Origin of the sequence: Thermodesulfovibrio yellowstonii DSM 11347, assembly GCF_000020985.1 — a bacterium.
GTDB classification, from domain to species: domain Bacteria; phylum Nitrospirota; class Thermodesulfovibrionia; order Thermodesulfovibrionales; family Thermodesulfovibrionaceae; genus Thermodesulfovibrio; species Thermodesulfovibrio yellowstonii.
Window position 1 is genome coordinate 1,887,172 of sequence record NC_011296.1, and the last position, 22,128, is coordinate 1,909,299.

Below are 22,128 nucleotides of genomic sequence, written 5' to 3' on the forward strand. Positions count from 1 at the left end.
ATAAAGCAATGACAAAAATAGTTGAAATACCTATCAAAGGAATGACATGTGCTGCCTGTGCTCAAGCAGTTCAAAGAGCATTAAACAGATTAGAAGAAGTTATCAGTGCGGAAGTAAATCTTCTTACTGAAAAAGCAAAGATTGAAGTAACTGATAAAGTTGACATTCACAGATTAATCAGCATAGTAAGAGCAACCGGATACGACATAGGTAAAACAAATCTTTATCTACAGATAAGTGAACTTGCCCCTGACAGTGCAAGACCTATTGAAGAAAAAATTGCTCAGCTTGAAGGAGTGGTTGAGGTAAAAATAGATATTGTGAATAAAAATATTGTTTTATCTTATATACCAACAATTATTGATGAAGATAAAATTTTATCTGCCATTAAAACTCTTGGTATAAAAGCAAAAAAATATGCGGATACAATATCAGCCTTTGAAGAAAAAAAGAAAGAGTTTAAAAAACTAAAAAAAGACCTCATCATAAGTTTTATTTTTACATTGCCTGTGTTTTTAGGTAGCATGTTTCACATTCCTTTTTTACATGAGGGAATTATACAGCTTGTGCTTACAACACCTGTCCAGTTTATTACAGGATGGAGATTTCACAGGCTTGCATTTCTTGCTCTGAAACACGGCACAGCAAACATGAATAGCCTTGTAAGTCTGGGAACAAATGCTGCCTATTTTTACAGCGTTGCTATGCTAATTTTGGGTCATGGAGGATTTCATCTTTATTTTGAAACTTCAGCAGTAATAATTACCCTCATACTTTTTGGTAGAACCCTTGAAGAAAAGGCAAAGGCAAAAACATCAGAGGCAATACAAAGGCTTATTCAACTTCAGCCCAAACGAGCAGTTGTAATAAGAGATGGAAAAGAGCAGGAAATAAACATTGATGAAGTTTTGCCCGAAGATATTGTGCTGATAAGACAGTCTGAAAAAATACCTGTAGATGGAATTATTGTAGAAGGTGAAGCAACCGTTGATGAATCTATGATAACAGGAGAACCAATTCCTGTTGACAAATCTGCTGGAGAGAAAGTAATCGGAGGAACAATCTTACTAAGTGGAGTTATTAAAGTTGAAGCAAAGGCTGTTGGTAAAAATGCCCTTTTAAACCAGATAATCAAACTAATACAGGAAGCACAGACAGGAAAACCACCTGTTCAGAGGCTTGCAGATAAAATCTCAGCCATATTTGTTCCTACGGTTTTGGCAGTAGCAGTGTTAACCTTTGCCCTATGGATGTTCTTACAGGGAGAAGTTTCGCAGGCTTTAAGTAATAGTATCGCAGTCCTTATAATTGCCTGCCCCTGTGCATTAGGACTTGCTACTCCAACAGCAATTATGGTTGCCACAGGAAGGTCTGCAAAAGAAGGGATACTCATAAGAAATGTGGAAAAACTTGAGGAAGTTGGCAAAATTGAAATTCTTTTTTCAGATAAAACAGGCACACTCACACAAGGAAAACCTGAAGTAAAAGATGTGCAATACCTTGATGTGGATAAGAGCGAAATTTTAAGTCTTTGTGCTACTGCTGAAAAATACTCTGAGCATCCTCTTGCAAAGGCGATAATAAGGCATTGCATGAGAGAGGGAATAAATCCCGATGAGCCAGAGTCCTTTGAAGTAGTTGCTGGTGGAGGAGTTTTGGCAAAAGTTTTTGATGCAAAGGGAGACAAAAGGGAAGTTTTAATAGGAAGCAGTAAACTAATGCAGAAAAAAAATATAAATTTACCAGAACTCTCTTATTCAGAGTCTACGACAACAGTTTATGCTGCTATTGATGGAAACATAAAAGCAATATTTTTCATTGCAGACCCAATAAGAGAAGAATCCGTAGAAACCATAAAAGAATTACAGAAAATGGGAATTGAAGTAGCTATAATAACAGGAGATAATGAACTTACTGCAAAGGCAGTAGCAGAAAAACTGGAAATTAAGATATATTTTGCAGGAGTGCTTCCCAATGAAAAGGCAAAGATTGTAAGAAAATTCAGAGTTGTTGAGAGAAAAAATGTTGCCATGATAGGTGATGGAATAAATGACGCACCTGCATTGGCAGAGGCAAATATAGGTATTGCAATGGGAAGCGGAACAGACATTGCAATCCATACAGCTGATGTAACACTTATGAAAGGAGGGCTTAAAGGAGTTCCGGTGCTTATCAGGTTAAGTAAGCTCACTCTCAGAACGATAAAAGAAAACCTTTTCTGGGCATTCATCTATAATGTAATCGGCATTCCAGTTGCTGCTGGAGTTCTTTACATTTTTGGTGGTCCACTTCTTAATCCAATGCTTGCTTCCTTAGCAATGTCTCTAAGTTCTGTCTCAGTGGTAAGCAATTCCCTGAGATTGAAAAAAAGAAAGATTTAAAAGACAGATAATCTTATCTGAATGATATAATAATTTATGGATTTATTCACAAAAAAAGTTTCTTATCTGCACATTCTTTACAATGACAAGCCATTTAAAGAAGATCCTCTTTCACTTTTTTATCATAACTTTACCGACTTAAGGGTTGTTACCTATGTTTCTTCTCCTGATTTTTTCTTTGATAAGGTGAAAACATTTAAAAAGGTCATAACCATATTGGGAGAGGAAGAATCAGCAAGAGAATTCTATGTGCTTGACCCAACTTCTGAAGAGAGATTTATCCATTCTGCTGAGGCAGACCCTGAAGTTCTTGAAGCTCTTACAACCGGGAAAATTGAGCTAAGATATATGAAAGCAGGTGAGCGAATACACTCAAAGATTTATATACTTTCTGATGATGAGGGGAGTTTAAGAGTAATGGTAGGTTCTGCAAATTTCACTAACTCTGCTTTTAGTAATAGCAGACAGTATGAAGAGCTCATTGTCTATGACAGTTCCTATAATCCTTTGTTCTGCAAAACATATCTCAATAGATTTGAAGAGATATATCAAAACTCTGTGGATTTCTTAAGCGAAAAAACAAGAAAAAAGCTTCAAAGTCTGATATTAAAAACAGAGAATATTCTAATATTTACACCAGATGATAGAACTGAAAGCATTGTTGAAAGGGTGCAAAGACAGATACAGAGTGGAGGAGATGCAGAAAGTTTGGTAGTTGAGGTTATGGATGAAAGGGAAAGGATAGATAAAAAAATAATGGAGATTGAAAGAATTGAAAAAATCATTGAGCATGTGACTAAGAAAACAAAAAATGGCTATTCTTTTGAACCAAAGCAAAAATTAGTAACACTTAAGGACAAGCTCAGGGAAATTGTATCCTTCTCTCACAAAAGAACTCAGGAGTTCATTGATAAAAGAAACTTTCTTTATCTAAATCCCGCTAACTGGGAGTTTTATGTAAAAGAAAATGAGCAGGCTGTTTCCTATACAGTAAGCCTTACAAAAGAAGAACTACAAAGCAATCTTGCAAAACTTGTTAACTTTGTCAATTCTTATTGGGAATTTGCAATTTACAAAGACAGAGAAGTGCTTAAAAGAGTATTTGAGGCAATACTTTTTGCCTTTACCTCACCGTTTATATATCTCATAAGAAAGCATGTAAAGAAACATAAAGGAGATGAAAAACTTGCAGAAATACCGATTGTTTTAATACTTGGAGGGCTTGCAAACACTGGAAAGACAAAACTTCTTTTATTTATAAACAAACTACTTGGCAACAACTTTGAAGTATTCAATTACAAAGACATCTATACAAAAACACAGAGAATTCTCTATGACATATTTTCTTCAAACAATGTCTTTCCCATTTTAGTTGATGAAATATACGATAACTTCTTTAGAGGAGAAGGAGAAAGACTGATAAAGACTCTCACAAACACAATTACTGACCCTCATCCCTGTCTTATTGGCACATCAAATGTGGGATTTAGCGCAGAAAGTCAGGTAATAAGAAGAATTTATTACTTACATTTTGGCTCACCTTTCTCAGAGGATAAAAAAGCAAAAGAAAAGGCAGAAAAATATTTTGAGGAAAAAGTTGATGGTATTGACGACAGCTTATTTAGATATTTCCTTAAAGAGTTTGCAAAAAAAATGACTGATGAAGAGTTTTTCAAGATTGAAGACCCTCTATTTCTTTCAAGACAAATATTTATTGAGATGTTTAAACAAACAGAACTGGAAGTTCCAGATTTTATAAGTGAAAGCCCTTGTGGAGATTACTACAAGATAGGAAGTCAGGAATGGCAAGCTTTTTATCTTACAAGAAAGAAAGATTTCAAAGAGATGAAAGACGGAGGTGAGAAATTTTTTGTAGTAGACCTCAAAAGCATTTATGAGCCAAAGGATGCAGAGGCACTTAAAAACAAACTTCCTCCAAGTGTTGTAAAGTCTTCTGGAACTCCTTTGATTCTTCATAAAAATAGATTCCTTCATTTTATTGGGCAAAAAGAAGGATTTTTGAAGAAAATCCTCGGATGAGACAATGGGATTGAGGCTTGATGAAGAAAATTTAACAAAATTTGTTTGTGCTATAAAAAATTAGGATTGAAACCTGAAAGACCTGTTAAAATAGATGAGTTAATAAATTTCGGAACTGTGCAATTACTAACTTTCATTCCTCTGGCATTGCCCGAGGAATGTGACCCTTTTACTGTCACCCTGAGCGTAAGCGAAGGGTCTCCTAAAAGTCGGAATGACAGTTGGAGGTAATTGAAAAATAGCAGGAGTTGTGGTTTATTGATTTTCAATAAATTACAAGTCTTGAACAGGTTTAAGAAATTAAAAGAGGGAAAAATTAATGGATGAACTTTTTAAAGCTATTATTCTTGGAATTATTCAGGGAATTACTGAGTTTTTACCAATAAGCAGTACTGCCCATCTTGTGATAACGCCATGGATTTTTGGTTGGAGTGGAATTGTTAATTCACTGAGTTTTGATATTGCTGTTCATGTGGGAACTCTTATATCCCTTCTTTATTGCTTCTGGAAAGACTGGATAAATATATTTTTCAGAGAAAGAAAAATGCTACTATTTATCATAATCGGAACAATTCCTGCAGGTATTGCAGGTATAGCTTTTCATGATTTGATAGAAAGTGCACTGAGACATCCTTTAATTATTGTGGTTACACTTATATTAGTTGGATTTCTAATGCTTTATGCAGAAAAAGTAGGTAAAAAATTAATAAGATCTATAACTCTTTCAGATGCTGTAGTAATTGGTACAGCTCAAGCAATAGCTCTTATTCCAGGGGTTTCACGTTCTGGTATAACAATTACAGCAGGATTATTTAAAGGACTTGATAGAGCCTATGCAGCAAAGTTTTCGTTTCTGCTTTCAACACCTGCAATTGCAGGTGCTGCAATGCTGGATTTTTATAAATCTATAAAAATTGGACACTCCCATGATTACTCTCTTTTCATTATTGGAGTAATTTCAGCTGCAATTACTGGAATAATAGCAATTAAATTTTTACTTAGCTTTCTCCAAAAGTATCCTCTCAATCTTTTCATATACTACAGATGGTTTTTAGCGGTTGTTATTTTTCTGTTATATTTTTTTAGAAACTGATGCGACAAAGGGTAATATATAAAAAGCCGATAAAAAAAAGTTCTTTGAACAAAAAAACTGAAGAAATCAAAGATTTTTCAGCTTTAAATATTTTTAAAGCTATTTTATTAATCGCCTTTTCAGTTTATCTTGCTATAACCCTTATAAGTTACAATTTTTTAGACCCCTCACCTTTAACTTTTACAAAATCAAAACCATTAAACTATGGAGGGATAGTTGGTTCATATCTTTCAGACCTTTTACTAAGTACCTTTGGAATTGCTACATTTTTAATTCCGCTACTTTTAGTTTTCTACGGAATCAGAAAGTTTACTGGTAAAAAGCTAAATATAGGAAAACTTATATGGTTTCTAACCCTGCTGTTTTCTTTATCCATCATGCTTGAACCATTAAGGAAAAATATTGAGACCTATAAAAAACTTCCAGAAGGTATTTCATGGATAGCCTTTCATCTGACTGAAAAGTTTCTTTCAATTGCAGGAACTTATATTTTGTGGGCTTCTGTCTTCATTGCTTCAGTTATTCTTATTAAGCCAGAATTGATAAAAAGAAAAGAAATTAGTTCTATTAAAGAAACCTCTCCTGAAGCTGGTGAGGGAATAAAGGTTGTGAAAGTTTCAAAACCTGAAGAACCTGTAAAAAAGGCTGATAATTTAAATCTCAAAAGCGAAACCAGATTAAAGCCTAAGGACATTGATGAAAAACAAAAAATTGAAGCAGAGCAAAAGGGTTTTATAATTCCACCTCTTTCTCTTTTAAAAATTGAAAAGCATGATGACAATATATCAAAGGAAGAAATTATAGCCTCTGCCAGTAGCATTGAAGCAAGATTTGCTGAATTTGGTATTCATGGGACAATAAAAGAGGTCCATCCAGGTCCTGTGGTTACAATGTATGAATTTGAACCTGCAAGCGGGATAAAACTCAGTAAAATCATAACTCTCAGTGATGAACTTGCCCTTTCACTTAAAGCTCAGAGCATAAGAATATATCCAATTCCAGGAAGGTCTGCAATTGGCATAGAAGTCCCAAATAAAAAAAGACAGATTGTAAGACTCGGTGAGATTATTGCATCAGAAAAGTTTCAAAGCAGTGCCTCTTACTTAGCTCTTGCACTTGGTAAAGATATATACGGAAATCCTGTAATAACTGACCTTTCAAAAATGCCCCACTTACTTGTGGCAGGTGCAACCGGCTCTGGTAAAAGTGTATGTTTAAATACAATGATTTTAAGTCTCCTTTATAAAGCAACTCCGCATGATGTAAGACTTCTTCTTATTGACCCAAAGCTTCTTGAGCTTTCAACATATGAAAATATTCCTCATCTAATGTCCCCTGTTATAACAGACCCTAAGGAAGCATCCGAAGCTTTGAAAAAAGTAATTGTTGAAATGGAACGAAGATACAAACTTTTTGCATCAAAAGGATTTAGAAACATTGATAGTTACAATCAGACAGTTTCTTTTGAAGAAAAAGTTCCATATATTGTTGTTTTTATTGATGAGTTTGCAGACTTGATGTTCACAGCACCAACAGAAGTTGAACAGGCTGTTACCAGAATTGCTCAGATGGCAAGAGCATCAGGAATTCATCTTGTTGTTGCAACACAGCGTCCAAGTGTTGATGTAATAACAGGAATAATTAAGGCAAACTTTCCTGCAAGAATTGCCTTTCAGGTTACATCCCGTGTGGATTCAAGAACAATACTTGATACACAGGGCGCTGAAAAGCTTCTTGGAATGGGTGATATGCTTTTTATGGTTTCAGGTGTAAAAATAATAAGAGTTCATGGTGCCTATGTAGGCGAAGAGGAAGTTAAAGCAGTAACTGAATATTTACGCAGTCAAGGTAGTCCTGATTATAGTCTTTTTGAATCAATACAAATACCTACTGAAAACAAAGAAAATGGAAAGGTAAATGGTGGCGAAAAAGATGAACTTTATGAAGCAGTGATTGAATATGCCACCCAGGCTGGTGAAATATCAATCTCTCTTATACAGAGAAGATTTAAAATAGGTTATAATCGTGCAGCAAGGATCATGGATTTACTTGAAGAAGATGGGCTTGTAGGTCCACCACAGGGTGCGGGCAAACCAAGAAAATTTATAGGTAAATTTTAGCTTGCATTTTTTCTAAAACTTATGTTATGCTAAAAATTGTCTGGTGGCTATACCGGAGGGGAAACACCCGTTCCCATTCCGAACACGGAAGTTAAGCCCTCCAGGGCCGATGATACTATGACCGTGAGGTCATGGGAAAGTAGGTCGCTGCCAGGCTTTTTTATTTTATACAAAATAAAATCTCCAATCAGTCTTTTTAAATACTATTCCAGAAACCTTAAAAAAATTCCTTTACTTTTTTAATATCCCCATGTTATAAAAGATTAGCTTTGCATTTTGCGAAGTTTTAGTACCTGCCATAGGTGGGGAGATTAAAAGGAGGTTTTAAGAAGTATGGCTTTTGAAGGACGTGTTAAGTGGTTTAATGAGTCTAAGGGATTCGGATTCATTCAGCAGGATGGCGGACAGGATGTCTTTGTCCATTACACTTCAATTAAAGGTGATGGATTCAAGACCCTGAAACAGGGTGACAGAGTTAAATTTGACGTTGTTGAAGGAGACCGTGGACCTAAAGCAGTTAATGTAGAAAAAGTCTGACAACCTGAGGGGGCTTTCTGCCCCCTTTAATAAATCTCTCAAAATGCCTCTTCCAGAATGGGTTAAAACCCAACTTAAAGAAATTAAAAAAACACAAAATTTTTTTAAAAAACACAAACTTAATACTGTGTGTGAGACATTGAGATGTCCAAATAGAACTATATGTTATAAGCAACCAACCGCAACATTTATGATTATGGGTGAAGTATGCACAAGGGGATGTAAATTTTGTAATGCAGAAAAAGGTTATCCAGAACCATTAGATAATTCAGAGCCAGAAAAAATTGCTATTGCAGTAAAAGAGATGTCATTAAAATATGTTGTTATAACATCTCCTACAAGAGATGACCTGATTGATGGAGGAGCGAAACATTTTGCAAAAACAGTTGAAACAATAAAAAAGTTAAATCCAGATATACTGGTAGAAGTTTTAGTGCCAGATTTTCAGGGAAACAAAACTTCTATTGAAACTATTTTGAATTCAGGTGTTGCTGTTTTTGCACATAACATAGAGACAGTTAAAAAATTTTATGGTTCTGTTAGAAAGGCTGTTTATATCCGTTCTCTAAATATTCTTAAAACTGCTAAAGAGATTAACTCAGAAATAATAACAAAATCAGGATTTATGTTAGGACTTGGTGAAAATATAGAAGAAGTATACAACATTTTGAAAGATTTAAAAAATGTAGAATGTGACATAGTTACAATAGGGCAGTATCTTCAGCCTTCAAAAAAAGCTCTGCCTGTAGTAGAATATATAAAACCAGCAGTTTTTGAAAAAATTGCGGAGAAAGCTGTGCAAATAGGATTTAAGGCTGTGGTAAGCGGGCCTCTTATCAGGAGTTCAACAAAAGCTTATGAATCATATTTAGCAGTAAAGGAGGAAAGATATGGAAAACTTTGAATTTTATAATCCTACAAGAATTATATTTGGCAAGGAAGCTGAGAAAAAAATTGGCAAAATTTTAGAAAAAGATGATGTGGAAAGAGTTCTTTTTGTTTATGGTAAATCATCCATAAAGGAAACTGGACTCTATGATAGAATTGTAAAGGCACTAAAAAAAGAAGGAATTGAGTTTATAGAACATGGAGGAGTAAAACCAAATCCTGTACTTTCTCATACAAGGGAAGGAATTGAAAAGGCAAAGAAACATAAGGTTGACGCAATTTTAGCAGTAGGTGGTGGCTCTGTTATTGATGAGGGGAAAACCATTGCAGTAGGTACAAAAACTGATAAAGATGTATGGGATTTCTTTAAAAGGAACAAAGAAATAAAAAAGGCTTTACCGATTTATGTAATACTTACCCTTGCAGCAACTGGAAGTGAGATGAACGGTTTTGCTGTGATTACAAATGAGGAAACACAGGAAAAACTTTCCATTTCCTCAGAGCATATCTTCCCAAGAGTGTCTATTTTGAATCCTGAGCTTACTTTTACAGTATCAGCTAAGTATCAGGCATACGCAGCAGTTGATGCTATTGCCCATGTGATTGAGCATTATTTTAGTGGAAGTTATTGCCCCAATCTTCAGAACAGGTTTGTTGAGGGTTTAATTAAAACAGTAATGGAGACAACAGAAATAATTCTTAAAGAACAAAAAAACTACAACGCAAGAGCAGAGTTTATGTGGGCTGCTACACTTGCTTTAAACGGACTTGCAAAGTTAGGGATAAAAGGAGGGAGTTTCCCAAATCACATGATTGCTCATTCTCTTGGAGCAATTTACGACTTACCTCACGGTGCCTGTCTTAGTATTGTAATACCAGCATGGATGAAATGGTATCAAGAAAAAAATCTTATACAGTTTGAAAGATTTGCAAAAGAAATATTTGGTGTCAATACAGCAACCGAAGGAGTTTTTCAACTGAAGGAATGGTTTAGGAAAATAGGTGCACCAGTGAGCTTAAAAGAAGCAGGAATATCCATTGGAGAAATTGATAGAATTGTTGATAATGCTTACAATATAGCAAAAGTTTGGCAGATGGAAAAGGATTACACAAAAGAGGTATTGACAGAAATAATAAAAAATGCAAATGATTAAATAAAAAACGGAGGATAAAAATGTTTGATTTTCCGAGAATTAAAAGATTGCCTCCTTATGTATTCGCAGTGGTTAATCAGCTCAAAACAGAACTTAGAAGAAAAGGTGAGGATATTATAGACCTTGGCATGGGTAATCCTGATTTACCAACACCTAAACACATTGTTGACAAACTTTGTGAAGCTGCAAAACTTTCAAAAAACCACCGATATTCAGCAAGTAGAGGCATTACTCAGCTTAGATGTGCTATTTCAGAGTGGTATAAAAGAAGATTTGATGTGGACATAGACCCTGAAACAGAGGCAGTAGTTACTATTGGTTCAAAAGAGGGACTAAGTCATCTTCTTTTAGCATCTGTCCAACCAGGGGATGTAGTTCTTACCCCCTCACCTGCCTATCCTATTCATCCCTATGGAGCAATTATTGCAGGAGGAGATGTAAGGACATTTAATGTTTGCCCGTGTATGGACTTTTTTGAAGAGCTTGAAAGAGCTTTTAAAAACTCCTGGCCCAGACCAAAAATTTTGATAATTAACTTTCCACATAATCCTACAACAGCAGTCGTGGAAAATCTTGATTTCTTTAGAAAAGTTGTTGATTTCGCGAAAGAAAACAATATCATGGTTATCCATGATTTTGCTTATGCAGACCTTGTTTTTGATGATTATAAAGCACCAAGTTTTCTTCAAGTCCCAGGAGCAAAAGATGTAGGTGTAGAGTTTTTTTCAATGACTAAAAGCTATTCAATGGCTGGGTGGAGAGTAGGATTTTGTGTTGGTAATAAAGAGATTGTTGGCGCACTTACAAAAATAAAAAGTTACCTTGACTACGGAATGTTTCAACCTATTCAAATTGCCTCAATAGTGGCACTGCGGGGTCCTCAGGATTGTGTTGAAGAGATAAGAAAGACTTACGAAAGAAGAAGAGATGTTCTCATAAAAGGATTGAATCAGGCAGGATGGAAAGTTCCTCCACCAAAAGCAACAATGTTTGTATGGGCGGAGATTCCAGAACAATTCAAAAAAATGGGATCTCTTGAATTCTGCAAATTTTTAATAAATGAAGCAAAAGTAGCAGTTTCTCCAGGTATTGGATTTGGTGAAGGTGGAGAAGGATTTGTCAGATTTGCTCTTGTTGAGAATGAACACAGAATAAGACAGGCAACAAAAGGAATTAAAAAGGCTCTAAATCTTGTTCCAGCAGTAAAGAAAATAAGAAAAGTTGGTTAAGGAGGCTGAATGAAACAGGTTAAAGTTGGCATCATAGGTTTTGGAACAGTAGGCACAGGAACAGCAAAAATTATTCTTAGCCAAAGAGAACTTATAAAAAAAAGAACGGGAATAGAGCTTATTCTTAAAAAAGTTGCTGATAAGGATATAAAAAGACCAAGGGAGATAAGCCTTTCCGAAGGTGTTCTCATCCCTGATGCCTGGAAGATTATAAATGATCCTGAAATAGATGTTGTAGTAGAACTGGTTGGTGGAATTCATCCGGCAAAGGAGTTCATCATTGAAGCATTAAAAAAGGGTAAACATGTTGTTACAGCAAATAAGGCTCTTTTAGCAGAAGAAGGAAATGAAATTTTTAGCATAGCTAAAGAAAAAGGACTTCAGGTAGGATTTGAGGCAAGCGTAGGAGGCGGAATTCCGATAATTAAAGTAATGAGAGAAGGACTTGTTGCAAATAAAATGCTTGCAATTTATGGAATCATTAATGGAACAACAAATTTTATTCTTACAAAAATGACAAATGAAGGGATTGATTTTCAGGATGCTCTCAGGCAGGCTCAGGAACTTGGTTATGCAGAAGCAGATCCAACGCTTGACATAGAAGGAATAGACTCATCACATAAGATAACGATTCTTGCATCTTTGGCTTACGGGATTCCATTAAGCTTTAAAAAGACATATTGTGAAGGAATTACAAAAATAACTGCTCAGGATATAGCCTTTGCAAGAGAGTTTGGTTATAAAATTAAGCTTCTTGCAATAACAAAAATTCTTAATGGAGAAATTGAACTAAGAGTTCATCCTACAATGATTCCAGAGGATTATTTGATAGCTAAAGTTGACGGAGTTTTTAATGCCATATATGTGGAAGGAGACAGTGTAGGCGCAACTCTTTATTATGGTAGAGGAGCTGGAAGCATGCCTACAGGTAGTGCTGTGGTAGCTGATATTGTAGATATTGCAAAGGGCACAAATTCTCTACCACTTGATTTTTCAGAAAAATACAGTATCAAGCCAATTGAAGAGATAGAAAGCATGTACTATTTCAGATTTACTGCCTTAGATCGTCCTGGAGTTCTTTCAAAGATTTCAGGAGTATTTGGACAACACAATATAAGCATCGCATCAGTAATTCAAAAAGGCAGGTCAAAGGCTGGTGCAGTTCCTCTTGTAATATTAACGCATAAGGCAAAGGAAAAAGATGTGCTTGAGGCTCTTGAGAAGATTGATAAACTACCTGTTGTCGCAGCAAAGAGTGTATTTATAAGGGTTGAAGGACAGGAAACATAGTCTTTTGAGATATCATAGACAAATTATACTTTCTTATATAGGCAAAGAAGGGCAAGAAAAACTTAATAAATCAAAAGTATTAATTGTAGGCGCAGGTGGGCTTGGTAGCGTTGTTGCATATTATCTTGCTTCATCTGGCATTGGATATATAGGAATAGTTGACCCCGATATAGTGGAACTAAGTAATCTTCAAAGACAGATTCTCCACAATGAAGAACATATTGGCATGCCAAAAGCTATTTCAGCAATGATAAATCTCAAAAAACTCAACAGTGAAATAAATATACTTCCTTATCCTGAAGAAATCAACAAAAGAAATGTTTTTGAGTTAATTAATTCCTATGATATTGTTGTTGCATGTCCAGATAATTTTAAAACAAGATTTATCCTTAATGATGCCTGTTTTAAATTACAAAAACCTCTTGTAGTAGGTGCTGTCTCAGAGTTTGAAGGGCATGTTTTAAATGTGATTCCTCCAGAAGGACCATGCTATAACTGCCTTTTTGAAGATGCAAAGGATGAGAATTTTGTTCAGGGTATTTTAGCTCCGGTTGCAGGTATAATTGGTTCTATTCAGGCTGTTGAAACACTAAAGATTTTACTTTCTATTGGCGAGTCCTTACATGGCAGAATGCTCATTTATGATGCTTTGAAGGATATTTTCAGAGAAGTAAAATTTTTAAAAAATCCATCATGTCAAATTTGCAAACGATGTTAAAAATTAAAAGAGAAATATTCAATGAAATGATACAGCACTGTAGAGAGTGTTTACCTTATGAAGCATGCGGTATTCTTGCAGGAAAGGATAATTTTATCTCTAAAATTTACAAAATAAAAAACATTGAACAGTCTTCAGTAAGTTACTTTATGAATCCGAAAGAACAACTTCTTGCTATGAAAGACATGAAAACTTATGGTATGGATATGCTTGCCATATTTCATAGTCATCCCCTTGGTAGTGCTGAGCCTTCTCAGAAAGATATAGAACTTGCTTTTTATGATGTGTATCATATAATAGTCGCTATTGAACCAAAGTTTGAGGTGAAATGTTTTAAGATAGAAAATAGAAAGTTTGATGAACAAGAATTATTTATTGAGTAAAAATGAAAACTAAAATAGTTTATATCTTTTTCTTTGTTTTACTTTTTTTCATAGGTGTAATCGGAGGTTATATTTACTGGATTTTTTCAGACCTGCCAGATGTAAAGGCATTAGAGGGTTATAGACCTTTTGAGGCATCAGTTGTATATTCATCAGATGGTCAGGTTCTGACAGAGTTCTTTTACGAAAGGAGAAAGTTTGTCCCTCATTATGAAATACCTGAAATAATCAAAAAAGCTTTTGTAGCAGCAGAAGATGTAAGATTTTATAAACACCCCGGGGTTGATGTTATTGGCATTCTGCGAGCCCTTTACAGAGATATTAAAGCAGGAGGAATTGTTGAAGGTGGAAGCACAATTACTCAACAGCTTGCTAAAATGTTATTTTTAAAACCAGAAAAAAGTATAACAAGAAAAATAAAGGAAGCTATTTTATCAATTCAGATTGAAAGAAAGTATACAAAAGATGAAATATTAGGATTATATCTCAATCAGGCATATTTTGGGAATAGAGCATATGGAATAGCTGCTGCATCGGAAGCTTATTTTGGCAAATCTTTTAAAGAGCTAACTCATGCTCAGATTGCATTGCTTGCATCACTTCCAAAAGCGCCTTCAGCTTATAATCCTTTTAAAAAACCTGATATTGCCATTAAAAGAAGAAATATAGTTTTACAAAAAATGCTGGAAGAAGGATTTATAACAAGAGAACAATACAATGAAGCATTAAAGGAGGCTCTTCCAGAGCACCCCTACTGGAGAAAGTTTGAAGCACCCTATTTTGTTGAGACATTAAGACAAGAGCTTGAGTCAAAATACGGAGAAAGACTTTATAAAGATGGATTAAGGATTTATTCAACAATTGATTATAATCTTCAGAAAAAGGCAGAGGAAGCAGTAAGAAACGGTCTTATAGAAATTCATAAAAGAGTTAAACCTCAGGTTCAGGCTTCATTAATTGCCATAGACCTTAAAACAGGTTATGTTAAAGCTTTAGTAGGAGGAAATGATTTCTGGGAAACACAATACAACAGGGTTTTTTCTTTACGCCAACCAGGAAGTGCTTTTAAGCCCTTTGTTTATGCAGTAGCTCTTATGGATGGCTGGAGCCCTGACGATACTATTCTTGATTCACCTGTAAGCTTCCCAGGTTCAGTTCAAGGAAAAAGCTGGAGTCCAAAAAACTATAATAACGAATATCATGGAGAAGTTCCTCTTCGTAAGGCAATAGCTCTCTCTTTAAATGCAGCAACCGTAAGACTTGCTTCCCAAGTGGGTATTAAAAATGTTGTTGAGTTTGCTGAGCAATGTGGACTTACTACAAAGATTCATCCCTATCTATCAACTGCTCTTGGAGCATCTGATGTTAAGCCAATTGAACTTACTGCAGCCTATTCAGTTTTTGCTACAGGCAAGAAAATAAAACCAGTCTTTTATGAAAAAATTACTGACCATAACGGTATTACAATTGAAGAAAATAAATCTGAAATTCAACAGATATTACCTGAGGAGATTGTTGAACAAATGCGAGAACTTCTTCAGGAAGTAGTGCTCTCTGGGACAGCTCAAAAAGCAAAAGAACTTGGCAGGGAAGTATATGGCAAAACAGGAACAACCAATGATTTTTCTGATGCGTGGTTTGTTGGATTTGATGATAACCTTCTTGTGGGCGTATGGGTTGGAAGGGATAATCATAAACCAATTGGGGCAAAAGAAGCAGGAGCAAGGGCAGCCCTTCCAATATGGATTGATTTTATGAAACAAACAGGTCAAATGTTAAAATAGAAAATGGGTAAAATAATCACAATAGCAAATCAGAAAGGTGGAGTTGGAAAAACTACCACAGCTTTAAATTTAGGTGCCTGTCTCAGTATAGAAGGGAAAAAGGTTCTTTTAGTAGATTCAGATCCGCAGGGAAATCTTACAACAGGAGTTGGTATATTAAGAGATGAACTTAGTCTAAGTCTTTATGACCTTTACATGAATTCTTCCTCACTCGAAACAGCAAAAGTTCAAACAGCGTATGAAAATTTATGGATTATTCCATCTACAATAGACCTTGTCGGAGTTGAAGTAGAGCTCGTCCACAGAGAAAACAGGGAATTTGTTTTAAAAAAAATGCTCTCTCAATTTGGTTCAGATTTTGATTTTATAATAATTGATGCACCTCCTTCACTTGGTCTTCTTACTCTTAACTGTCTTGTTTGTGCAGACTCTCTTATAATTCCTGTTCAATGCGAGTATTATGCGCTTGAAGGATTAGGATTGCTTATGAAAACAGTTGAACTTGTAAGAGCCAAATTAAATCCTGCTCTTAAAATTGAGGGAATTCTTCTTACTATGTTTGATGGAAGAAACACACTCTCAAAACAAGTTGCTGAAGAGGTTAGAAAATTTTTTGGCAAAAAAGTTTATAATACAGTAATACCAAGAAATGTCACTCTGGCAGAGGCTCCAAGTCATGGAAAGCCAGCTGTTTTTTATGACATGAGATCAAAGGGATCGCAGAGTTATCTAAGTTTTGCAATGGAGTTTTTAAGTGAAGAAAGCACTCGGTAAAGGATTAGATGCTTTAATACCAAAAGTTGAAAAGGCAGAAAAAGAAGCTTCATTAATTGAAGTGCCAATAGAAAGAATACTTCCTGGTATAGCTCAACCAAGAACAGGCTTTGATGAGAAAGCTCTTAAAGAACTTGCCCAATCCATTAAAGAAAAAGGAATTATTCAGCCAGTTGTGCTATCAAGAGCAGGAGATGGTACCTTCAGAATAATTGCTGGTGAAAGGCGATGGAGAGCTGCGAAGCTTGCAGGACTTGAGAAGATTCCAGCTATTATTAAGGACGTTTCTCCTGCTGAAGCTGTTGAGATAGCACTCATTGAAAACATTCAGAGAGAAGACCTTGACCCTGTTGAAACAGCTTCTGCATTTGAAAGACTTCTTAAAGAGTTTAATATTACACAGGAAGAACTATCTCAGAGAGTTGGGAAAGACAGAGCAACAATAGCAAACTATTTAAGAATCCTTAAACTTCCTGAGGAGATTAAAACTTATCTTAAAGATGGCTCACTAACAATAGGACATGCAAAGGCAATAGTTTCAATTGATGATTCTCAAAAACAAAAAGAAGTTGCTCAAATTGTTATAAAAAAATCCCTTTCTGTAAGGCAAACCGAAGAACTCGTAAAAAGATTAGCGAAACCTCTTTTAAAAAAACAGAAGGAAAAATTTCCTGAAATAGCACAACTTGAAGACAGACTCACAAGTGAGCTTGGTGCAAAGGTTAAAATCTCACATAAGGGCAAAGGTGGCAGACTTGAAATCTTTTATAACTCCCTTGATGAGCTTGATGGAATTCTTCAGAGGATATTTAAAAAATCTTTCCCGGATTCATAATTTCTTTAGGGTCAAAAACTCTTTTTACAGCTCTCATTAAATCTATATTCTTTTTTGAAAGCTGAAGATCAATATAAGACTTTTTTGTAACTCCAATTCCATGTTCTCCTGATATAGCTCCTCCAAGAGAAACTATAATCTCAAAAATTTTTTTTACTAAATCAAATCCTTTTTGTCTGTGCTGTTCATCGCCCTTTTTAACAAGGATATTTACATGTATGTTACCATCTCCAGCATGTCCAAAGGATACTATTGGAATATCTGAGTTTAATGAGAGTTCTTTCAATTTAGTTAATGCTGTTGAAAGATTATCTATAGGAACAGCTATATCAATGTTTATTTTTTCTTTATCCTTCATTTTTAAAATACATGGTGATATACTTCTTCTTGCCTGCCATAGATTTTCTCTTGAGTAGTAATCTGTAGCGATCTGAGTTTCACCTTTAAATTTTCTTGCAATATCAACAATCTTTTCTGCCTGTCTTTTTATTGAGGTGAGTTCTCCATCAAGCTCAACAAGAAGTAAGGCATCACTGTCTAAGGATAATCCCAGGTCTTTATTTTCCTCTATTATTTGAAGACAGGTGTTATCAAGAAACTCAAGGGTTCTTGGAATTATTCCAGAACCTATAATTTTTGGGATACAATCTCCTGCATTCTCAAGCTCTTTAAAGCTTATAAGAAGAGTGATGACTTCCTCAGGCTCTGGTAAAACTCTTAAGGTTATTTTTGAGATTATTCCAAGAGTTCCCTCCGAACCAATAAAAAGTTCCTTTAACTCATATCCTACAACTCTTTTAACAGTCTTACCACCTAAATTCACAATAGAGCCATTTGGAAGAACAACTTCAAGTTCCATGACATAATTTCGTGTAACACCGTATTTTATAGCTCTTGGACCTCCTGCATTTGTTGCTACATTGCCACCAATTGTGCAGTAATCTAAAGACGCAGGGTCTGGAGGATAGAAAAGGCTCTGAATTAAAAGTTCTTTTTGAAAATCTCCATTTATCACACCTGGTTGAACAGTAGCTGTGAAATTTTTGGGATTTATCTCAATCACTTCTATCATTCTTTCAAGGCTTATTACTATACTTCTTGAATTAATAGGAATAGCTCCACCTGCCATGCCTGTTCCAGCTCCTCTTGGAACTATTTTCAAACCTTTATTTGTAGCCCATTTTACAATTCTTGAAATCTCATCGCTATTTTTAGGCCACGCAACCAACTCTGGAATCGCTCCCTGAGCATAGGATGCATCATAGCTGTAACATATAAGGTCTTCTTTTACATCAGATATATCTACACCATGAATTAAATTTAAATCCTTCATGCATAAACCTCAGCTTCTTTTAGTCCTAATGAGATAACTGTTGAAACACCCTCTTCCTGCATTGTAATACCGTATATGTAATCTGCACACTCCATCATGAGCTTGTTATGGGTGATTATAAGAAATTGCGTTTTAGAGCTTAAATCTTTTATTAATTTTCTGAATCTTAATATATTGGGGTCATCAAGTGGAGCATCTATTTCATCAAAAATACATATAGGAGATGGACGAATTGAAAGACAAGCAAATACAAAGGCTATTGCTGCAAGCGTTTTTTCCCCTCCAGAAAGAAGATTGATACTGTTGGATTTTTTACCAGGTGGCTGAACAAAAATGTCTATTTCTGAATCAAGAATATTTATTTCATCAGTTAAAATTATTTCTGCCTTGCCACCTCCAAAAAGCTCTTGAAACGTGTTATTAAATTTATCTTTAAGTAAATCAAAAGTTTCCTTTAATTTTCTTCTTGTAAGAGAGTTAATCTTTCTTATCGCTTCTTCAAGCTCTTTTATGGAAGTTTTAATATCTTCCTGTTGATTAAGTAAAAACTCATATCTTTCCCTTACTTCTTCATATTCTCTCAAAATATCCACATCAACAGGTCCGATATCTCTAAGTTGATTTTTAAGTTGAGTAATTCTTATTTTTAGTTGTTCTATCTCTTGTACAGTCTCAAATTCTTCCTTGATTATATCTACTCCATAAAGATTATAGATTTCATTCCATATATTTTCAAGCTTAATTTTACCTTCTCCTTCTATTGTTTTTTTCTCTCCGAGCAATGCTGTGATGCTTTGCAGTTCTTCATTTAGTCTTTGATAGCTTTTTTCAAGTTCAGTAAGGACTGATTTTTCATTTTGAAGTTTTTCTAAAAGAGATTCCCTTTGTTCTTTTAAGGAATTTATTTCTAAGTTAAGATTTTCCAGATTTTTTATTCTTTCAGCTTTTTCATATTCAATTTGATTTATCCTTTTTTTATTTTGTTCAATTTCTTCCTCATTTTTCAGTTTTTTAATGGAAATGGTTTTAAGGTGTTCATTCAATCTTTTTATCTCTATTTTTTTACTGTTTAATTTCTCTTTAAGAGTAGACAATTCAATTTTTTTGTTTGATACAGCTTCTTTGTGAATATCATTTTTATTCAAAATCTCTTTCTGTTCATTTTTAAGCTCTTCAATTTTTGCCTCTAACTCTTCAATACAAAGTGATAAATTTTGAATTTCTACATAGACTTCTTCTTTTAGTTTAGTGTTTTGATTTATTTCATCCCGTATTGTTTTTTCTTCATTTTCCATGTATTTTAATCTTTGTTTTGTTTGTTCAATATCCTTAAGAAAAGTTTTATATCTTTCTTCTGTCTGAAAAATTTCTTTGTTAAGCTGAGTAATATATGCTCTTTTTTCTTCAATCTCTTTTTTTAGTTCTTCCCTTTTAGCTCTTATTCTATTAATTTCCTCCTCAATAGATTTGATATCATCTGTTAATTTATTTTTTTCAGCTTTTAAGTCTTCCAACATTCTTTTTTTCTTGAGTAAATCTGTAGGTCTACCCACTTTTATGAATCCATCTGAAAATATTACTTCTCCTTTAGTTGTTATGAATGAACATTGTGGATAGGCTCTTCTTTTTTCCAATGCTTCTTTTAAGCTATTTACGATGAATAAATTTTCAAAAATTTCACCACTAATTTCAGAATCTTTTATTTGTAAAAAATCTTTTATTTTTTTTATGCCTGGAAGATTTGGAGATTCTGCTGTAGTTTGGTCATTATTCTTCAGAAAGAAAAATTTTTTATGTTGAACTCTTTCAATTTCTTCAATTTTGTCTATAATTGATGCTTTAAGTTTATCATCTAAAAAGATTTCTACCAACTCTTCAACTTCAGGACTTACATCTATACATTCAAAAAATAATTTGTGATTACTATTTTCCTCCCAGATTTCAGACGATAGAGCTTCAATTTTTCCGTTAATAATAGCCTCTATTTTTTTCTTTTCTAACAATATCTGACTTTGGCTTTCAAATAAACCTTCTGCTTCTGAAAGTTGCTGTTTTAGAATATTAATTTTATAAATCTCTTCTTGGTAGTCCTCTTTGAGGCTTTTTATTTTTATCTCTCTATTTTTAACTTCTGTTTCCATCTGCCTTATTTTCTGGTATATTTCCTTTTTCCTGACTTCAATATTACTTATCCTATTTTGAACTTGTTCAAGAGATTTTTTTATTGATTGATAATTATTTCTCTTATTAGCAAGTTCTGTTGTAAGACTAAAAAGAGTTTTCCTTTCTTTTTCAATAAGTTTTTCAATCTCAACAATCTCTTTTTGAAGAGTCAAAAGGTTTTCTTCTTCACTAATTATTTCTTTTTGAATAAGATCAATAAATTCTTCAATTTCTTGAGATTGAATATGACAGTTTTTAAGTTCCTGTTGAGCCTTTTCAATTTCGTCATGTATTGAAGTGTTTTCTTCATCAAGTTTTTTTATCTGTTCTTTTTTATTTAATTCCTCCTGTGCAAGGAGCGCTAATTCCTTTTCTATTTTTGCCTTTTCAAGTTCTCCTTGTTTTATCTGATTATCTCGTTCCTGAATAGTGACTTCAATTTCAGCTATGTATTTTTTTTGATGGTTAATCTTTTCTATAATTTTTCCATTTTCTTCTTTAAGCTTTGATTGTTTATTTTCAAGATTTTCTATTTCATTTTTTAATTTTTGCAGTTCACCAAGAAGATTTAGAATTTCGGTTTTTGAAACTTTTAGTTCGGCATCTTTTAGTTCTTCCATTACTTTTCTATATTTATCAGCTTTTTTTGCCTGTCTTTCAAGTAATGAATACTGCTTTTTTAGCTCATTTAATATATCTTCTATTCTCTGGAGATTTTCTTTTGCTGACTGAAGCTTTGTCTCAGATTCTGTTTTTTTCAGCTTATATAAAGAAATTCCAGCACATTCTTCAAGAAGACTCTTTCTTTGAGAAGGTTTGAATAAAATTTCATTTATTTTTATCTGATCAATTATTGAATAAGTTCTAATATCAACTCCTTCAGATATGAAAATTTCTTTAATATCTTTTAGCCGTGACTGTTTCCCATTGATGCTAAAATAGGATTCTCCTGTTCTATAAAGCCTTCTTTTAACTTCTATCTCTTGTGTTTCTGGATCATTTCCGTTTGTTGACTCTTTTTTAATATTTAAAAGAAGTGTTACTTCTGCAAGCCCTTTTTCTTTTTTTGAGAAAGTTCCCTGAAATATAACTTCCTCCATTTTTTCTCCCCTTAAAATACGGGGATTATGCTCACCAAGTACCCATCTGAATGCATCTATAATATTGCTCTTTCCTGCTCCATTGGGACCAACAAAGCAGGTTATTCCTTCATTAAGTTCTATTTTTGTCCTTTCAGGAAAGGATTTAAATCCGTTTAATTCTATCCACTTAATCCGCATTAAAATATTTTAGCTTATTTTTAATTTAAAAGCTTTAATGTGAACATAAATTTTTTTTATTTGACCAAATGGGCATAACTATTTTACTGTTGATAGACACAAAATTTTATGGTATAATTTCAAAAA

General features: G+C 34.1%; 15 protein-coding genes, 1 rRNA gene and 1 pseudogene. 15 read left to right on the top strand and 2 right to left on the bottom strand.

What is annotated here, in order from left to right; genetic code table 11:
• Positions 1-8: 8 nt before the first annotated feature.
• The 15 genes and pseudogenes from THEYE_RS09760 to THEYE_RS09830 all read left to right on the top strand — a co-directional run bounded on the left by THEYE_RS09760 (position 9) and on the right by THEYE_RS09830 (position 17,226).
• The gene (locus THEYE_RS09760; RefSeq protein WP_012546628.1) at positions 9-2,381 is read left to right on the top strand and encodes a heavy metal translocating P-type ATPase; all 2,373 of its coding nucleotides are present in this window, start codon (positions 9-11) and stop codon (positions 2,379-2,381) included.
• Between the two features lie 36 nt (positions 2,382-2,417).
• Positions 2,418-4,421: a phospholipase D family protein gene (locus THEYE_RS09765; protein ID WP_012545793.1), complete on the top strand. Its 2,004-nt coding sequence runs from the start codon at positions 2,418-2,420 to the stop codon at positions 4,419-4,421.
• A 319-nt stretch (positions 4,422-4,740) separates the two neighbouring features.
• Positions 4,741-5,514, top strand: coding sequence for an undecaprenyl-diphosphate phosphatase (locus tag THEYE_RS09770; protein WP_012546705.1), 774 nt, complete (start codon positions 4,741-4,743; stop codon positions 5,512-5,514).
• A gap of 98 nt (positions 5,515-5,612) precedes the next feature.
• Positions 5,613-7,634: pseudogene (locus THEYE_RS09775) on the top strand (DNA translocase FtsK); the annotation flags it as partial.
• Between the two features lie 39 nt (positions 7,635-7,673).
• Positions 7,674-7,790, top strand: a 5S ribosomal RNA gene (gene rrf / locus THEYE_RS09780).
• Positions 7,791-7,967: 177 nt separating this feature from the next.
• Entirely contained in the window at positions 7,968-8,171 is a 204-nt protein-coding gene (locus tag THEYE_RS09785) for a cold-shock protein (protein WP_012546429.1), read from the top strand.
• 4 nt (positions 8,172-8,175) lie between these two features.
• Positions 8,176-9,075: a lipoyl synthase gene (lipA, locus tag THEYE_RS09790; RefSeq protein ID WP_255446996.1), complete on the top strand. Its 900-nt coding sequence runs from the start codon at positions 8,176-8,178 to the stop codon at positions 9,073-9,075.
• Positions 9,062-10,213: an iron-containing alcohol dehydrogenase gene (locus THEYE_RS09795; RefSeq protein WP_012545883.1), complete on the top strand. Its 1,152-nt coding sequence runs from the start codon at positions 9,062-9,064 to the stop codon at positions 10,211-10,213. Before lipA ends, THEYE_RS09795 begins: the two co-directional genes overlap by 14 nt.
• 20 nt (positions 10,214-10,233) lie before the next feature.
• Positions 10,234-11,442: an alanine transaminase gene (gene alaC, locus THEYE_RS09800; protein ID WP_012546347.1), complete on the top strand. Its 1,209-nt coding sequence runs from the start codon at positions 10,234-10,236 to the stop codon at positions 11,440-11,442.
• Positions 11,443-11,451: 9 nt separating this feature from the next.
• Positions 11,452-12,732: a homoserine dehydrogenase gene (locus THEYE_RS09805; protein ID WP_012545264.1), complete on the top strand. Its 1,281-nt coding sequence runs from the start codon at positions 11,452-11,454 to the stop codon at positions 12,730-12,732.
• On the top strand, positions 12,713-13,450 hold the full coding sequence (locus THEYE_RS09810; RefSeq protein WP_012546398.1) for a HesA/MoeB/ThiF family protein: 738 nt from the start codon (positions 12,713-12,715) through the stop codon (positions 13,448-13,450). Before THEYE_RS09805 ends, THEYE_RS09810 begins: the two co-directional genes overlap by 20 nt.
• Entirely contained in the window at positions 13,444-13,833 is a 390-nt protein-coding gene (locus tag THEYE_RS09815) for a M67 family metallopeptidase (protein ID WP_028842896.1), read from the top strand. The genes THEYE_RS09810 and THEYE_RS09815 overlap by 7 nt, the downstream gene beginning before the upstream one ends.
• A gap of 2 nt (positions 13,834-13,835) precedes the next feature.
• Positions 13,836-15,617 (top strand): penicillin-binding protein 1A, encoded by a 1,782-nt coding sequence (locus THEYE_RS09820; protein WP_012545662.1) that lies wholly within the window; start codon positions 13,836-13,838, stop codon positions 15,615-15,617.
• A 3-nt stretch (positions 15,618-15,620) separates the two neighbouring features.
• Complete coding sequence (locus tag THEYE_RS09825) at positions 15,621-16,391, top strand: ParA family protein (protein ID WP_012546810.1); 771 nt, start codon at positions 15,621-15,623, stop codon at positions 16,389-16,391.
• Positions 16,372-17,226 carry a ParB/RepB/Spo0J family partition protein gene (locus THEYE_RS09830; protein ID WP_012546849.1) on the top strand — a complete coding sequence of 285 codons (855 nt, stop codon included), beginning with the start codon at positions 16,372-16,374 and terminating at the stop codon, positions 17,224-17,226. Before THEYE_RS09825 ends, THEYE_RS09830 begins: the two co-directional genes overlap by 20 nt.
• Here the strand turns inward: THEYE_RS09830 and THEYE_RS09835 are convergent.
• Positions 17,201-18,559, bottom strand: a complete 1,359-nt coding sequence (locus THEYE_RS09835; RefSeq protein ID WP_012545680.1) for an FAD-binding oxidoreductase — start codon at positions 18,557-18,559, stop codon at positions 17,201-17,203. The genes THEYE_RS09830 and THEYE_RS09835 overlap by 26 nt on opposite strands.
• Positions 18,556-22,002 carry a chromosome segregation protein SMC gene (gene smc / locus THEYE_RS09840; protein WP_012546468.1) on the bottom strand — a complete coding sequence of 1,149 codons (3,447 nt, stop codon included), beginning with the start codon at positions 22,000-22,002 and terminating at the stop codon, positions 18,556-18,558. Before smc ends, THEYE_RS09835 begins: the two co-directional genes overlap by 4 nt.
• Between the last annotated feature and the right edge of the window lie 126 nt (positions 22,003-22,128).

Bases quoted from the DNA above. Each gene is read 5' to 3' on its own strand.
- THEYE_RS09835 (WP_012545680.1), bottom strand. From the start codon at position 18,559: ATGAAGGATTTAAATTTAATTCATGGTGTAGATATATCTGATGTAAAA.
- THEYE_RS09820 (WP_012545662.1), top strand. From the start codon at position 13,836: ATGAAAACTAAAATAGTTTATATCTTTTTCTTTGTTTTACTTTTTTTC.
- THEYE_RS09760 (WP_012546628.1), top strand. From the start codon at position 9: ATGACAAAAATAGTTGAAATACCTATCAAAGGAATGACATGTGCTGCC.
- THEYE_RS09765 (WP_012545793.1), top strand. From the start codon at position 2,418: ATGGATTTATTCACAAAAAAAGTTTCTTATCTGCACATTCTTTACAAT.
- THEYE_RS09825 (WP_012546810.1), top strand. From the start codon at position 15,621: ATGGGTAAAATAATCACAATAGCAAATCAGAAAGGTGGAGTTGGAAAA.
- THEYE_RS09815 (WP_028842896.1), top strand. From the start codon at position 13,444: ATGTTAAAAATTAAAAGAGAAATATTCAATGAAATGATACAGCACTGT.
- THEYE_RS09805 (WP_012545264.1), top strand. From the start codon at position 11,452: ATGAAACAGGTTAAAGTTGGCATCATAGGTTTTGGAACAGTAGGCACA.
- smc (WP_012546468.1), bottom strand. From the start codon at position 22,002: ATGCGGATTAAGTGGATAGAATTAAACGGATTTAAATCCTTTCCTGAA.
- THEYE_RS09770 (WP_012546705.1), top strand. From the start codon at position 4,741: ATGGATGAACTTTTTAAAGCTATTATTCTTGGAATTATTCAGGGAATT.
- THEYE_RS09785 (WP_012546429.1), top strand. From the start codon at position 7,968: ATGGCTTTTGAAGGACGTGTTAAGTGGTTTAATGAGTCTAAGGGATTC.
- THEYE_RS09795 (WP_012545883.1), top strand. From the start codon at position 9,062: ATGGAAAACTTTGAATTTTATAATCCTACAAGAATTATATTTGGCAAG.
- alaC (WP_012546347.1), top strand. From the start codon at position 10,234: ATGTTTGATTTTCCGAGAATTAAAAGATTGCCTCCTTATGTATTCGCA.